This is a genomic window from Aeromonas salmonicida (genome assembly GCF_028355655.1).
GTDB lineage: Bacteria > Pseudomonadota > Gammaproteobacteria > Enterobacterales > Aeromonadaceae > Aeromonas > Aeromonas salmonicida.
Map to the genome: position 1 here is coordinate 4352979 of NZ_CP110645.1, position 15195 is coordinate 4368173.

General features: G+C 57.4%; 17 protein-coding genes. 10 read left to right on the plus strand and 7 right to left on the minus strand.

Annotation, left to right across the window (positions count from 1 at the left end; genetic code table 11):
- Positions 1–24 precede the first annotated feature (24 nt).
- From ONZ54_RS20275 to ONZ54_RS20290, 4 genes are all read left to right on the plus strand, one after another.
- Positions 25–645, plus strand: coding sequence for a PepSY-associated TM helix domain-containing protein (locus ONZ54_RS20275; protein WP_271787007.1), 621 nt, complete (start codon positions 25–27; stop codon positions 643–645).
- Positions 646–822: 177 nt separating this feature from the next.
- Positions 823–1860, plus strand: a complete 1038-nt coding sequence (locus tag ONZ54_RS20280; protein WP_271787008.1) for an acyltransferase — start codon at positions 823–825, stop codon at positions 1858–1860.
- Positions 1861–2010: 150 nt separating this feature from the next.
- Positions 2011–2583, plus strand: coding sequence for a hypothetical protein (locus ONZ54_RS20285; protein WP_271787009.1), 573 nt, complete (start codon positions 2011–2013; stop codon positions 2581–2583).
- A gap of 127 nt (positions 2584–2710) precedes the next feature.
- Positions 2711–3145, plus strand: coding sequence for an N-acetyltransferase (locus tag ONZ54_RS20290; RefSeq protein ID WP_271787010.1), 435 nt, complete (start codon positions 2711–2713; stop codon positions 3143–3145).
- Here ONZ54_RS20290 and ONZ54_RS20295 read toward each other — a convergent pair.
- A complete protein-coding gene (locus ONZ54_RS20295; RefSeq protein WP_271787011.1) occupies positions 3142–3510 on the minus strand; it encodes a winged helix-turn-helix transcriptional regulator in 369 nt (122 codons plus the stop codon). The genes ONZ54_RS20290 and ONZ54_RS20295 overlap by 4 nt on opposite strands.
- Positions 3511–3631: 121 nt before the next feature.
- Here ONZ54_RS20295 and ONZ54_RS20300 point away from each other — a divergent pair, with 121 nt between their 5' ends.
- Positions 3632–3937 (plus strand): monooxygenase, encoded by a 306-nt coding sequence (locus tag ONZ54_RS20300; protein ID WP_271787012.1) that lies wholly within the window; start codon positions 3632–3634, stop codon positions 3935–3937.
- A gap of 27 nt (positions 3938–3964) precedes the next feature.
- On the opposite strand, the gene ONZ54_RS20305 is transcribed toward ONZ54_RS20300, so the two are convergent.
- Positions 3965–4585, minus strand: a complete 621-nt coding sequence (locus tag ONZ54_RS20305; protein ID WP_271787013.1) for an outer membrane beta-barrel protein — start codon at positions 4583–4585, stop codon at positions 3965–3967.
- Between the two features lie 247 nt (positions 4586–4832).
- On the opposite strand from ONZ54_RS20305, the gene ONZ54_RS20310 reads away from it, so the two are divergent.
- Entirely contained in the window at positions 4833–5471 is a 639-nt protein-coding gene (locus ONZ54_RS20310; protein ID WP_169047270.1) for an exopolysaccharide biosynthesis protein, read from the plus strand.
- Between the two features lie 68 nt (positions 5472–5539).
- Here the strand turns inward: ONZ54_RS20310 and ONZ54_RS20315 are convergent, their stop codons facing one another.
- The gene (locus tag ONZ54_RS20315; RefSeq protein ID WP_271787014.1) at positions 5540–6595 is read right to left on the minus strand and encodes an amino acid permease; all 1056 of its coding nucleotides are present in this window, start codon (positions 6593–6595) and stop codon (positions 5540–5542) included.
- Between the two features lie 876 nt (positions 6596–7471).
- On the opposite strand from ONZ54_RS20315, the gene ONZ54_RS20320 reads away from it, so the two are divergent.
- A complete protein-coding gene (locus tag ONZ54_RS20320; protein ID WP_005316246.1) occupies positions 7472–7789 on the plus strand; it encodes a DUF6968 family protein in 318 nt (105 codons plus the stop codon).
- A gap of 146 nt (positions 7790–7935) precedes the next feature.
- A complete protein-coding gene (locus tag ONZ54_RS20325; protein ID WP_155602136.1) occupies positions 7936–8352 on the plus strand; it encodes a GNAT family N-acetyltransferase in 417 nt (138 codons plus the stop codon).
- A 67-nt stretch (positions 8353–8419) separates the two neighbouring features.
- Here ONZ54_RS20325 and ONZ54_RS20330 read toward each other — a convergent pair whose 3' ends face one another.
- Positions 8420–9001: a penicillin-binding protein activator LpoB gene (locus tag ONZ54_RS20330; protein ID WP_087757457.1), complete on the minus strand. Its 582-nt coding sequence runs from the start codon at positions 8999–9001 to the stop codon at positions 8420–8422.
- A gap of 224 nt (positions 9002–9225) precedes the next feature.
- On the opposite strand from ONZ54_RS20330, the gene ONZ54_RS20335 reads away from it, so the two are divergent.
- Together ONZ54_RS20335 and ONZ54_RS20340 are read left to right on the plus strand one after the other, a co-directional pair.
- A complete protein-coding gene (locus ONZ54_RS20335) occupies positions 9226–9861 on the plus strand; it encodes a Vat family streptogramin A O-acetyltransferase (protein WP_271787015.1) in 636 nt (211 codons plus the stop codon).
- Positions 9862–9883: 22 nt separating this feature from the next.
- The gene (locus tag ONZ54_RS20340; protein WP_271787016.1) at positions 9884–10399 is read left to right on the plus strand and encodes a hypothetical protein; all 516 of its coding nucleotides are present in this window, start codon (positions 9884–9886) and stop codon (positions 10397–10399) included.
- A gap of 221 nt (positions 10400–10620) precedes the next feature.
- Here the strand turns inward: ONZ54_RS20340 and ONZ54_RS20345 are convergent, their stop codons facing one another.
- The 3 genes from ONZ54_RS20345 to ONZ54_RS20355 all read right to left on the minus strand — a co-directional run bounded on the left by ONZ54_RS20345 (position 10621) and on the right by ONZ54_RS20355 (position 15195).
- Complete coding sequence (locus ONZ54_RS20345) at positions 10621–12573, minus strand: helix-turn-helix domain-containing protein (protein ID WP_271787017.1); 1953 nt, start codon at positions 12571–12573, stop codon at positions 10621–10623.
- A gap of 634 nt (positions 12574–13207) precedes the next feature.
- Positions 13208–14431, minus strand: a complete 1224-nt coding sequence (gene thiH / locus ONZ54_RS20350) for a 2-iminoacetate synthase ThiH (RefSeq protein ID WP_271787018.1) — start codon at positions 14429–14431, stop codon at positions 13208–13210.
- Positions 14428–15195 (minus strand): thiazole synthase, encoded by a 768-nt coding sequence (locus tag ONZ54_RS20355; RefSeq protein ID WP_256686859.1) that lies wholly within the window; start codon positions 15193–15195, stop codon positions 14428–14430. Before ONZ54_RS20355 ends, thiH begins: the two co-directional genes overlap by 4 nt.

Genomic DNA, 15195 nt, shown 5'->3' on the forward strand with positions numbered 1-15195 from the left:
CCAGATTTTTATGAAGCGCAAAATATGAAACGCAAAAAACTCCCTCTTCACAACAACAAATGGGTGCGCCGCATCCATGCCTGGGCCGGCTTTGCCACCCTCACCCTGATGCTGCTCTACGGACTGACCGGCCTGTGGCTGCAACACAGGGCCGTGCTCCCCATTCCCGGCCCCCATACCGACAAGTCGAGCGAGGAGATAGGGCTGAGCGCGCCGCTGGCCAGCCCGGACGAGCTGAAAACCCTGTTGCAACGGCACTATCCGGACAGTTTCGAGGAAGGCCGCGCCATGATCACCCCGGCCCAGACCCTGCCCACCCCGGCTGGCCCTCTCACACTGCCGGCCCGCTGGGAGATGCGCGGCGTCACCCTCAGCCAGAGTGTCGCCGCCAGCTATGTGGCGGGCACCTTGCTGGTGCGCACCGAATTGCAGCAGGCCAACTTTGCCGCCAGCCTGAACCGGCTGCATCGCGGCATGGGTACCGGCCTCTCCTGGCAGCTGTTCGGCGATCTGGCGGCGCTGGCCATGTTGCTGCTGGCGCTCACCAGTTTGCTGATGTGGAACAAGCTGCACGGCCCGGCCGGCAGAGGCATAGCCCTGCTGCTGACAGGCGCCGTCGCCACTGTGCTGGTCGCTCTGCTCTAGCCCATTTACCGACACCAAAGGGGGATCCGGCTCTCACGGGCGGTAACCCCGCTCGCCGCCGAAGTAACAAAGGGTAACCGGCTGCCGATGGGGGTCACACTTGTCGGCGCCGTGACTGGATAGGGGCCGCTCGCGACTGTTAGGGTGCGGCCTCGACTCCAGACGGCAACAGGCATAATGCGCATCTCCAGCATAGAGTGCGGGCGAGTAGTGGCCATCATGGCCGTGATGACCATTCACCTCTCCCCCTTCAGCAATCCGTTCGATCCCGCCCTGTGGGACGGCACCCTCTATTTCTGGCTGGGGGGCATCATCAACCAGCTGTGCCGTTTCGCGGTACCGCTCTTCTTTCTCTGCGCCGGCTACTTTCTGCAACCTGCCCTCGCCGCAGGCAACCCCATGACGGCAGCACTGCGTTACTGCCGTCCTCTGCTGGGACTCTGGCTGGTGTGGAGCCTCATTTATCTGCTGATGCCCTTCAACCCGCTGGCGGCGATTGAGCAAGGCTACCTGCCGGCCATGGCGAGCCAGTGGCAGATGCAGCTGGGGGATCCCCTCAATGCCTGGTGGGTGGGTGGCATGATCCACCTCTGGTTCCTGCCCGCCCTGATGCTGGCCGTCTTGCTGCAGGCACTGTGTCACAGGATTGGGCTGCCACGGCTGGCATTGGTGCTCGGTGTCCTGCTCTACCTGCTGGCCCTGCTCGGCGGCTCCTATGGCCAGCCGCTGCTGGAGGGCGAGTGGGCACTGTTGACCCGCAACGGTCCCTTCTTCTCCTTGATTTTCGTGGCGCTGGGCGCCGAGCTGCGGGCCCGTCACTGGCGGCCGGACACCCGGCGCAGCGCCCTGCTGTTGAGCGTGGGTATGGGGATCTATGCACTGGAAGCCTGGGGCTTGCTGTACTTCGCAGACGTGCCCCTCAATCGCCACGACTTCCTGCTCGGCTCGCTCCCCTGGGGCCTGGGCCTGTTCGGCCTGCTGCTGGCCAACCCTGGCTGGGGCAGTGGCAGCTGGCTGGAACGCCAGGCACCCAGGGTACTGGGTCTCTACTGCCTGCACATGATGCTGGTGGTGTGGCTGATGATCTTTGGCCCGCAGGGGAAGTTGCTCTGGTGGGAACTGCTGAAGGTACCGGCCTTGATCACCCTCTCCCTGCTCGCCTACCGGCTGCTGGCGGCAACCCCGGCCAGCCGCAGCTTGCTGCGCGCCCGTTGAGGAGGGACATGTGAGACTGAGAGGAGAGGAGGCGGGAGCTATGCCGATCCCTCCCTACTCGCGACTGAACGGGTGGTTCAATTTTTATTCATCGCCGACAGATAAACTCCGGTCTCCTTAACGCGAAACCCAACCTGGAGTCATGACCGCATGAAGTTGTTCACCAAAACGCTGTTCACCAAGAAATCCGGCCTTGTCCTCGTTCTGCTCGCCGCCAGCGGCTCCCTCAGCGCCGCCGAGATCGCCAACAACAACATCACCGAAGCCGAGATCAAGGCCGCGCAGGATGCCTGGGGCAAGGCCCTGATCCAGATCAGCGACGACTACCGCAGCGGTGGCATAGCGAAGGCCAAAACGACGGCCACTGCCGTGCTCGACAGTGCCTACGGCTACAACAATGGCCCTGTCCTGTTCAAGCCCACCCTGGCCGGGGGCGAACAGACCTTCCGCCTCAACCAGGAAGGGGCGCTGGCCTACTTCGTCGGCAACAATCAGGCCTATCCCGCCGACACCGGCTTCGCCCTCAAGAACTGGAAAAGTTACAACTACGACAACGCCGCCGTCTATATCAACGGCGACATGGCCCTCACCATGGGCAAGGTTCACCTGATAGACAGGGACAACAAGGAGACTACGGTCGACAAGACCTGGGGCTTCAAGAAGGGGGACGACGGCAAGGTGCGCATAGTGCTGCACCACTCCTCCCTCCCCTACGCCGGTTAAGCGGCAACAGGCGACCCGCGGGTCGCCTTTTTTGTTATGGGGGCGCCACTTTGGCCAACCGCCGGGTGACGGCCAGGCTGGCGCTGTTACCATGCCCCCTCTTGTGACGAACCCAGACGAGACACCCATGCAGATCCGCCCCTTTACCCCGGCCGACACCGAGGCCGTCCTCGCCATCTGGCTGGAAGCCTCTTTGCAGGCCCACCACTTCATCGACCCGGCTTACTGGCACGCCAACCTGGCGCCGATGCGGGAGACCTACCTGCCCGCCGCCGACTCTCATGTGCTCTGGCAAGATGGTGCTGCGCTGGGGTTTTATTCCCTGTATGAAGAGACCCTGGCCGCCATCTTCGTTACCCCGGCGCAGCAGGGACGCGGCTATGGCAAGGCCCTGCTGGCCCACGCCAAACGGCAGCGGCCGGCCCTGCGACTGCAGGTGTACCGGCAGAACCTGGCCGCTTGCGACTTCTATCTATCTCAGGGCTTTCAGATCGAGGGTGAAAAGCAGGATACCCACACCGGCTGCGCCGAGTGGGTGATGGTCTGGTCGGCGCCAGACTAACCCCGTTCAATGACAGCTGAGTGTGGCTCGCTCGCCGGGCCATCCCCGGCCCGCACCAGCAGGTCGACATGGCTCAGCGCGAAGTCGTGCATCTGCTGTAGCAGGGGCAGCAGGGCGACGCCAAGCGGGCTCAGAGCATACTCCACCCGGGGCGGCACATCGGGATGGAGGGTGCGGGTGATGACGCCGTCGCTCTCCAGCTCCTTGAGCTGGGCGGTGAGCACCTTCTGGCTCACCTCGGGCAGGCAGCGGCGCAGGTCGCCAAAACGCAGGGTCTGGCTGCGCAGATGAAACAGGATGGCCGGTTTCCATTTACCGGTCAGCAGCCGCAGCACCCGGTAGGCGGGGCAAGGGAGTGGGGACACGTGATGGCTCGCGAGTGGTTACTTTGCGGTAACTATGCCACGAAAAGGTGCCTTCTTGCGGACAAGATGCCGGCTTCCTATGATGCGGACTCTGTCACTCCATTCGCACGAGAGGTGCATCATGCCCAGTTTGCTGCAAATCCATTTCAATTTCCCCGCCGAGCAGATGGGGCCGGCACTGACAGCCGCCGCCATGCCGCTGGCCGAGTCCATCAGCCGGGAGCCCGGCTTCATCTCCAAGATCTGGACCGAGAACCCGCGCACCGGCGAGGCGGGCGGCATCTATCTGTTCGAGGATGAGGCCAGCGCCCTCGCCTACGCGACAATGCACGAGCAGCGGGTGCTCGCCATGGGCGCCAGCGCTGTGCAGTACAAGCTGTTCGACGTCAACGAGCCCCTTAGCCGGATCACCCGCGGCATTGTCTGACACTGCACTCCACAGCGCTGGCAGGCATCAAAACCTCAGGGTCAGGCCGATATTGGCCTGCCACTGGGTCACCAGCTCGCCGCGCACCTTGAACACGCAGTCATCCGGGTTGCAGAGGAACTGGCTGTTGTCGTTGACCAGGGTGCCGTAGCCGCGTACCTCGGCCCGCAGCGTCAGATGCTCGGTCAGACGCGGCTGCACCCCGAGTGCCAGCGACATGGAAGGGGCCAGCTCGCTGTCGTAGGCGGCGAAGCGCGTCGCCCCTATGCCGGCGCCTATGTAGGGGGCCATCAGGTTGTCCGACAGGGTGAGGGCTCCGGCGAAGTGCAGGGTATCCACCGTCAGCCGCTCCGACTGATCCGGGGAGAGGCGGGTGGATTGGTGGCTGTAGAGCAGCTCTATCATGCCGGGGTCATCCACCTCCTTGCTGATGAACAGGCCCCAGCTGCCGGATCTATCCCCCTGCAATGACTCCAGCTTGGTGGAGACAGGCACGGGTTGGGGGTCATCGTTCGCCTCGAAGTCGATGGACGAGCTGTAGCCAAAAAACGGCGTCACCTGCCAGCCAAGCCCGGCCTCGCCGTCGGCGCTCCAGGCCTGCCCCAGCGGCAGCAAAAGCCCCATCATCATGATCCCTGCTCGTTTCATCACAGTTCCTCTGCTTGTGCACCAGTGCCCACCAAGCATATCAGAGCCCCCTGACCCCCATCCTAAACCAGGCCTGTATCAACCCATTTTCGCCGGGAGGATCACACTCAGCTGCCGCGACCATATCCCGCCACCAGGCCACTCATCGCTGCCACCGTTATTCATCGGGGATTAACCTCTGCCACGTATGCTGGCGCGCAACCGGGTCATGGTGACCCGACTCCACTCATCAGAAGGAAACTCGGGAATGGTTGCCGCGCAACTCAAGGACCCACAACACAAGCTCTCCGACACACTGCGGGCAACCGCCCACGCCATAGAGGAGAGCCATATCAGCCTGCGTCAGATGCTGGCCCTGGTGGGTGAACAGGGCATGCTGCTGTTTTGCGTGCTGCTCACTGTGCCCTTCCTGCTGCCGGTTTCCATCCCTGGCGTCAGCACCCCGTTTGGCCTGCTGATCCTGTTTATCGGTATCGGCATCACCCTCAACCGGGTGCCCTGGCTGCCCGCCATCCTGATGGAACGCCGCTTCGCCGCCGATCAGCTAAAGCCGACCCTGCACAAGGGCGCTGACTTGCTGGCCCGCATCGATCGCTTCATTCGCCCGCGCCTCCTGCTGCTGACCGGCAGCAGTGCCGTCAACCGCTGCAACGGTCTCTTGCTCATGCTGGCCGCCCTGTTGCTGATGCTGCCGCTGGGGGCCATCCCCTTCACCAACGCCATGCCCGCCTGGGCCATTCTGCTGCTGGCCATCGGCATGCTGCAGCGAGACGGCCTGTTCGTCGCCAGCGGCTACCTGCTGGTCAGCGCGACGCTGGTCTGGTTCAGCGCCCTGGCCATAGGTCTGTTGATGGCGGGGCAGAGCGTCTCGACCCTGCTGGGCTGACCCGTCACGCAGACGAAAAAGGGGCGACCAGGTGGTCGCCCCTTTTGTTTCACGCGGCATGCAGGCCGTCAGATCAGGTCATAGATCAGCGCAGAGATGGCGAGCAGACCCACCACCATCACGAACAGTGTGCTCGCACCGCGATACCCCTTGAGCACCGGCAGACGATAGATGGCGTAGGCGGGCAGCAGGAACAGGATCACCGCTATCAGGGGGCCGCTCACCTTCTCTATGATATTCAGCACATTGGGGTTCAGATAGGTGATGACGCCGGTCACCACGAACAGGATGACGGATGAGACCCTGGCTATGGTGACCTCCCCGAGGGAGAGCCCAAGCCCCCGACAGGCGCCGCTCACCATGCTCACAGTCCCCTCGTTCACCCCCATTGAAGTGCCGAGGAAGGATTTGGACATGGCCAGAATGGCAATGAGCGGACCCACATAGGCGATAAGCGGATTGGAAAATTTGTTCGCCAGCGCCGACAGCACGGAAATATTGTCGGTACGGGCCAGCGCCATTTCCGCCTGACTCAGGCTCATCACACAGCTGATGACAAAAAACAGCACGCTGCCGCAGATCAGCAGGCTGCTGCACTTGATGATGCGCTTGCTGCGCACGTCGGCACTCACATGGCAGCGCTTCTTCTGGGCGGCGGTAAAGGAGGAGATGATGGGGGCATGGCTGAACGAGAAAACCATCACTGGCACTATCAGCCAGAGGGATTTCCAGAAGGCGGGATCGCGCCACTCCACCGCCTGACTCTCGGTGAAATAGGAGAGGCTCCACTGGGGCAGCAGATAAATGGAGATGCCGAGCAGGAAGGCGACCATGGGCAGCGCCAGCACGCTGATGGCCGACACCACCACCTGTTTGCCGGTCAGCAGGATCAGATGCAGACCCAGCATCACAGCCAGCACCAGCCAGCCACGGCTGACCATTGCGCCGCCCATCTGATGCACCATGAAGCTCTCGATGGCATTGGTGATGGAGATGCTGTAGACCAGAATGATGGGGTAGAAGGCCATCAGATAGACCAGCATCAGCAGCTTGCCCGCCCTGGGGCCAAAATGTTCCTCCACCACATGGGTAATATCCCCTTCCCGATGGGAACTGGATAACACGAAGCGACTCAAGGCGCGGTGGGAATAATAAGAGAGCGGAAATGCCATCAATAAAATAAACAGCAGTATGATCGGAGCATTACTGCCAACGGTAATGGGGAGAAAAAGGGTTCCAGCACCGACGGCTGTGGCATATAAGCCCATGGTCCATACCGAATCACTTCTCTCCCATTTCAACTTTGAGACTGAATTATTCTTTTCAGCAATAGCTATACTCATTGCGATATACACCTTATTTGTCTGTCACATTATTTTATTGGCCCGTGTAATAGGCAGGTGATATGTCTGCGCACATCGTACTCATTTTTTAGAAAACACAAACCCGTCAGCGGTCAACAGGACAGCCAATATGAAACGGATATGCCACGCTACCATCGTTGAAAACGCAATCAAGGTCAAGGTTAATAATTCATGACTGTTTGAATAACTTTGTTTGAAATGAAAACAGAATGTGTCATTTCGACCAGAATACAACCGCTTGATTCCAGAATCATAACATCACGGCAAACCATACATTAATCAGTCGATCATATAAACATGACCAACAATCCATCTGGTAATATCAAAAATATAGATAATGGTTTTGTGAAAATAATTATGCCGCCTTCTGAATTAATTGACTTGAGCAATAACAAGACTGCGTTCTGAATATCCTTCACCCCGGCAAGCAGGGCCTGCGGATTGTGATGCGGTGCCGAGCACTGTCCCCGGAGAAGCCGATCCCGCTCACACTGCGCACAGGCAAGTGATTGTTTCGCTGGGGCAGTTCCTTTAGGCTGACCATCTTGAGTCTATTGTCACCCCATCAGCCGCCCAGGGACGCCAGCTCAGCGCCAGCAAGCGAGGACGGCCGTCAACCGGAGAAGGAATATCCAGATGAAGAGAACCATAGTCACCGCCAAATTCGATGCCGTGAGCCTGGAGGGCGAACAAGTGACCCTGAAAATTGCCATCGGCGCCCCGCAACCCGACCCCAAATCCACCAGTGGCGACTATCGCTGCAAAGTGAAGCTGGCCGGGCTTGGCGACAAGACATTTATCCATGGCATAGACGCCTTGCAGGCCCTGAGCCTGGCCCTGAAATTTGTCGAAAGTGAGCTGCGCGCTTTCTCCGACGCCGGCTGGCACTTCTATCTGCCCGGCTGCCCGGATCAGCCCGTCGATATCGCCGCCTGCTATTTTCCAGAGATTTGACGAGTCCCCCGGTCGTAAAGCTTTTATCTGATCGTCGAAACAGGTCACCGGGAATAGATAATTTCCGGTTCTGTGGCCGGAAGGCTTGACCATATTGAGTCCAAACCCTTATTTATTGAGGCTCTTTTCATGGACCTGGAGCCAATATGCGACTGACCCCGCCCCTACCGCCGCAGGATGAGGAGCTCGATGCCCTGCGGATCGGCCTGTCTGGCTACAACACAGCCCAGGCTGGCACACACCTGCGCGAGCGGATCGCCAGCTTTATCAAGGATGAACAAGGCAAGGTGCTCGGCGGCATAGTCGCCGATATCAAGTGGGGCTGGCTGCACGTGGACTGGCTCTGGATCGACGAAGGCATCCGCAAGGATGGCTGGGGCGCCCGCCTGCTCGCCACCATGGAGCAATATGCCAGCGACAAGGGCATCACCCACTTTCATCTGGAAACCACCAGCTTCCAGGCCCTGCCCTTCTACCAGAAGCAGGGCTATACCGTCTTTGGCGAACTACCGGATATGCCGCCTGGGCATATCACCTATTTTCTGAAGAAGACGGGGCAGTAACAGGCGCAGCCAGGGTCATGGAAACAAGAGGGTTGAATGCGACGGCAATCAAGCCTCTTTGTCATGTTTAGTGGCTGGCGGAGCGGCTGCCGTTCCAGAGCAGCTCGCCACTGCGCAGCTCCATCAGGCTCATGGTGAGCCGATAGCGACTCCCCTCGGACACCAGATCCCCATAGAGCATGTAACCGGCCCCGGTCTGGCGGCCAAGCCGCACCAAGGATGCCGGATTCATTCTCCCCTGCTGATACTCGAGCTGCCCCGTGATGGCGGCCACCTGACCAGGATCGACGAAGCGAAAACCGCTTTTGGACTGGATCCGCTTGCTCATGGCCGCCGCCATTGTGCTGGTATCGAGCTCGTCATTGGTGCCGTCTCGGGGCGGGGTAAGCAGCAGCACGGCATTGCCACTCTGCGCCAGCTCCCGCACCTCGGGGGCCTGCACGAAGGCATCCGCCATGGAAAGCGCCAGCCCGGTCGGGGCCACCGGCTTGGGTAGCGGCGCCCCGGCATCCGGCTTGGTCACAGGTTTCTCTGGCTGGATCACAGGCTGATCCGGCTCGGTGACAGGCGCCGGAGTACCGCCATAGGGATTGATACTGCAACCGCCCAGGAGCAGGGCCCCCACCATCAACAAGGAACGCATATTCATCATCTCTTCTCTCCGCCATCAGTCCGTGGAACGGACTTCGTCAAAAGCCCGTGACGGAGCCCAGGCCCCGCATCAGCTCCATGCTAGAGACAAACCCGCCCCGGGTCGATGCGCACATGACGACGGGGCGACAAAGGCTGGCGAGTGCACCACCACAAAAAGGTGGCATGCCATCATCAACTTCCTTTACGGTAGTGTGCTGACAGATTCGAAAGGAGAGCATCTTGTACGGACCCGATCCCGCCAATCCCTACCCCATGAAGGGCTTCCCCCAGGTGTGCTTTATCAAGAACACCATCAAGGGGCCCAATATCGAGGTGGGCGACTACAGCTATTACGACGACCCGGAAGACTCGGCAGGCTTTGAGCGCAACGTCCTCTATCACTTCCCCTTCATCGGCGACAAACTGATCATCGGCAAGTTCTGCGCAATCGCCCGCGGGGTCAAGTTCATCATGAACGGCGCCAACCACCAGAGCTCCGGCTTCTCCACCTATCCCTTCTTTATCTTCGGCAACGGCTGGGAGAGCGCAGCCCCCGCACCGGGCACGCTGCCTTACAAGGGAGATACGGTGATTGGCAACGATGTCTGGATAGGCTATGACGCGTTGATCATGCCGGGCGTGAATGTCGGCAACGGCGCCATTATCGCCGCCCGCTCCGTCGTCACCGGCGACGTGCCCGCCTATGCCGTGGTCGGCGGCAACCCAGCCCGGGTGATCCGCTACCGCTTTGACGACGACACCATAGCCCGCCTCAACACCCTCGCCTGGTGGGACTGGCCGGTGGAGCAGATCAGCCAGAATCTGCCGTTGATAAGCGGCGGGGAGATAGCCGCGCTGGAAGCTGCAGCCCGATAAACACCATCAAGCAGGAAGTCAGATGCAATTAACCCCACCCCAAACACCGCAAGAGGATGAGGTCGAGGCACTGCGTAGCGGCCTCAACGGTCTTGCTTTGCTCTTCCCGCTACTTACGATCAGCTCAAACGCCCTTGCACTGTCACTGCACGATCTGGATCCGGCGTTTGAGCGTTGTGAAGCGATCAAGTCACAACACAGCTCCGCACTGCCCGCGAAAAGCGACCCCTTCTGGTCGTTGGAGAGGGAGCAACAGGCGACCCTGCTTATCTATCTGCATGAGAAAAGCATGGAACGCTGCACTGCAGCAGAGGTCAATGCGCTGGCGCTCAAGGCATTCCATCAAGCCGTAGAGGGAGACCGTAGTTTTCTCGACACCTTGCTCAAGGCGAGGGCCACTACACTAACTCCGGCCCAGCAAACCCAGTTGCAGCAGATTGGTCAGGCAGAGCTGGACAGATTGGTAGGCATGAAGGAATTTGCTCAGCCCTTCTCGCTGACGGATTACCTCAGCCAGCTTGGCAAAACCAAGCCATGAAATTGATGAATAATATACTTACAAAGGCACACTAAAATAAAAATAGATTTTTATTACCCGAAAGAACAAATATGTTTAAAAACAGTCTTTATAAAAAATTTATAGCGCGAAAATAAATATTCCGAAGCCTGAGATATATGTATAAGCAGCCATAGGTTCATTGTAAGAAGAACTTAGCATTAAAATAAAGAGCAGGCTATCACACCTGCTCTCCATTGGAATTAAGAACCCTTATAATATGATTGAAATGCATTCCGCAGCAGGGCATGCCTTGATATAACCCTTATTGTTGAACCAGTGTTATGTTCTATGACGCGATAATTATCTTCGTCGCGATTCATCACTAGGGAAAACTCATTTTTTACTATACATTCCACAATTTTTGCACACTGAGCGACAGTCCTCGTGACTAGAATTCCATTTAAAACACCAGAGGATAGTATAACTTGCAATGCTAATGGATGAACTTCTCTAAAAATCTTTGCTCTTTTTTCAAAGTTAATTGATGTTGCAATTAACACCCTTACCAAATGCTCTCTAATGCTCACATCAATCGTATTAACATGCACATTCTTAATCACAGTATCTAACCACTCTCGATACTTTTCTTTTAAATCATCAGGCACTCTATGGACTTCATTATAAAGGTCGAAGTCTGCCCATATACTACGAACCGCATCGCAAATAGAGACATCATCTGCTGAGCTAATTTTACTATTCAATATTGTTGATATAATGGCCTCATCATCGATTGTGTCATTTATTTCATCCTCTTCCCCACTGTCCTCATCAGGCAAAGAATTATAAATATCGGCAAGCTTCCCTCGAGAACTTTTGAAGTATTCTTCAACATCAATTTGATCTCTACCCTCAATAACCAGTTTAGGTACATAAACTATTACTGGTTTTCCCTGCCCAAGGGCTACGGATGCTTCAGAATCTTTCCCAAACGTATCCGACTTTTGTGCCATATATATAGTCATGGAAGCACGCTTCAACATCAACGCCTCCACCAACCCCTTGGCAACCCGGTCATCTATCCAAGACTGCGTCGGGTTAAAATATCTCAGTTTGAGCTCTCTAATGCTAGGAGTATCAAAAAGAGACTTTACAAAGTTGTTAACTGATATGTAATCAGCCTCCGAGCGCATTGATGTTGCTATATATACGTCCATATAGTCTGCGGCAAGATAATTAGACAAATTTTGTAATGCAATCTTCTGAGTTTTCTCCATCTGAATTAAACGCCCATCCTCTTGTAAAGGAGCTAACCTAGCTGCTTCTCTAGCGAGCTCGTCCTTATCAAATACAAACAGTGACGAGTTAATACCATGCAAAAAAACAGAATCAAATTTCCTCAGATAGGCATCTATTTTATTTTTCTTTTTTACAGTCAATCCCTTGAGATATCTTTCACCCTTTTCCGATAGCATCTCAAGTTGCTCAATAAGCCATTTTCTTTCTGTGACCTCCTGCCTAACTTGCTTGGCAGATATATAACCTAAATCAGGAAGAAGCTTATCATCTATATTATTGATGCAACCCCATTCAGTTCTATCACCATAGGAAGTTGTATCTTTTTTTGAAATTTGAGCGAGAATATAGGAAATATCATCCGAGGATGACATAGAGATAAAGGCATCCTCAAAGGTAGGGTAGATTCTTATTGCATCTATTTGATATGCTTCTACAGCTCTTTGGAATGAATCCATATCACTAAAAGCAGAACGCTTGAAGTATTTTTCAAAAAATGAGAGAGAAATAGGACCTTTGTTATAAAACACCAAGACACTATTAAATATATCGTGCTTTTGATGGTGACTTGGAATATTGCTAAACAAAGACTTTATCAGCTCATCCAGAGCTGTTATTGCCTGCGCATCATGGTTACCAACTTCTAGAGTCTCCCCAACAAGCTCTTTCAAAACACCCTCAAAATCCAACCTACTTTGTGATGTAACATCTGCAAAATGACACCACATAGGTTTTGGTATATCCAGCGCTGAACATATTGATTTGATCTGTTCAGGCTTAGGTAATCTAACCCCTTGTTCCAGATGCGCTATAACAGAGCGATTAATATCACCACCAATCACTTCAGAAAGTTTTTCTTGTGAGATATCCCTGTGTTCACGATAAATTTTAATCAACTGACCAAAATCAATTAAGTTCATGTTATGAGTCCATTCATAGAAACACATAACAAAGCTACTCTTTTTGTACAAAAAATCAACTTCAGTCCAGTCGTTATATCTTTTATATATCCTGTCGCCATTGAAACTCAATGCAAATGTCATTGCGTTCAAAGTTACCTAAAGCTGGGGCTATTACTGCTTTAGGCTCCCTGATGAAATGGGTGTTGTTATTAACCCCCTCTTATTCGCTGAGGCTAACCCGCTTGTCCAGGCCGCGAGACAGGATGTCGAGCGAGCGGGGCCGGGCCATGGATGGCCCGTCGGCGCGTGCCGTCGGACAAGCGGGTGAGCCGAAGGCACCCGACGAAGTCGGGCGAATAAGCGGGGCTGGCCTTTCTTTTGGTGACTTTTCTTTGGCCACGCAAAGAAAAGTCACTCGCCCAAGCCCGAAGGGCGGGCGAAACCCCTTCGAGGCCAGCGGCCTCGCGTCCTGCACGGCAAAGCCGTGCCACCACACAACGGCCCCTGCCGCCAACACCATACCTCGGAACGGACGATTACGCCTGACGGCTAATCGACCCTACGATTGCACGGCGCAGCCGTGCCTGCTTGCCACAGGCACAGCGTCTGGCTGGACGCCCGGATGCCACCGGCAAAGGGGGCGTGGCCGCCCCTATCGGCCCAAAAACGCCTCCCAGTCCTTGAACACCGGCTGTAACCCTGCCTGCCGCACGGCGGCCGCGACCTCACCCAGCGGGCGAGCGTCATGGATGGCGAACTGCTCCAACTCCTCTTTATCCCCTTCTGCATAGCCGCCCGGCTGGGTGCGCGACTCCGCCGACATCTGGGTGATGCCAAGGCGCAGGGCGCCGTTGCGAAACGCAGGGGATTCCCGGGTGGAGAGCGACAACTCCAGGGTTGGCGAGAAGAGGCGCCAGGCGCAGATAAGTTGCACCAGCTGCCTGTCCGACATCACCACCTCGGGCTGCAGGCCGCCGGTGCAGGGGCGCAGGCGCGGGAAGGAGAGCGAATAGCGGCTCTGCCAGTGGTGGCGCTCGAGCCAGCTCAAGTGCTCGGCAACGAAATAGCTGTCGGCGCGCCAATCCGAAGAGAGGCCAATAAGCGCCCCCAGCCCTATCTTGTCGATGCCGGCGCGACCGAGCCGCTCCGGGGTGGCAAGCCGCCACGCAATATCCTGCTTGTTGCCGCGCAGATGATGGCGGGCGTAACTGGGGGCGTGGTAGGTCTCCTGATAGACCATGACGGCATCCAGTCCCAGGGTTTTGAGCTCGGCGTAATCGACTTGTGACAGTGGCTGCACCTCCATCGCCAACGCGCTGAAATGGCGGCGGATCTGCGGCAGATGCTCACGAAAATAGGCCATGCCCACTTTGCTCTCGTGCTCACCGGTCACCAGCAGCACGCTGTCGAAACCGCGCGCCTTGATGGCCAGACACTCGCGCTCAATTTCCTCTGCATCCAGCGTCTTGCGCTTGAGGCGGTTGCTCATGGAGAAGCCGCAGTAGGAGCAGTCGTTGGCACAGAGGTTCGACAGATAGAGGGGCACATAGAAACCCACCGTATTGCCGAAACGCTGGCGGGTGAGGCGCTCGGCCTCAGCCGCCATCTGCGGCAAAAACGCCTCGGCGGCTGGCGAGATCAGCGCCATAAAATCCTGCAGATTGCGACGGGGCTTGCCGAGGGCCAGCTCGACATCCCGGGTCGTCTTGGCGCGGATCTGCATGCCGATATCATCCCACTCCAGCTCGCGCCAGCGGCTGATAAAGGAGGGGTGTGCCTCCGCGTCCCTCACCTCTGATACCCTCCCCCCCAACCTCTCTCCCAATCGGAGCGGGGCGCATCCAGACGCCACATCTTGCCCAATACCCTGAGTCATAGCGCCTCCAGAAAATCGGTGAGCGGGCTGGAGGCGCTGGCTTGCAGCCCGCGCGCGCCGAGGCCCGCCAGATAGGCGCTGCGACCTGCCTCGCAGGCGAGCGCGAAGGCGCGGCCCATGGCGACCGGATCCCGGCTCACGGCGATGGCGGTGTTGACCAGCACGGCGTCGGCCCCCAGCTCAAAGGCGGCGGCGGCGTGGCTCGGCGCACCTATCCCCGCATCCACCACTACGGGCACCCGCGCCTGTTCGATGATGATGGCGAGGAAATCCCGGGTCACCAGCCCCTGATTGGAGCCGATGGGGGCGCCGAGCGGCATGACGGCGGCGCAGCCCACCTCTTCCAGCCGCTTGCAGAGCACGGGATCGGCCCCGCAGTAGGGCAGCACCACGAAACCCTCTTTCACCAGCTGTTCGGCCGCCTTGAGGGTCTCTATGGGATCGGGCAGCAGGTACTTGGGATCGGGGTGGATCTCGAGTTTCAGCCAGTTTGTGCCGAGCGCCTCCCGGGCCAGATGGGCGGCAAACACCGCCTCAGCGGCCGTCTTGGCGCCCGAGGTGTTGGGCAGCAGCTTGACCCCGAGCTTGAGCAGCGGGGTGAGGATATCGTCGTGGCGCTTGCCGGGTTCGAGGCGCTTGATGGCCATGGTCACCAGCCGGGAGCCGCTTGCTTCGATGGCGGCCGCCATCAGATCCGGGCGGGCAAACTTGCCGGTACCGGTAAAGAGGCGGGACGAAAATTCATGGTCGGCTATGGTCAGCAT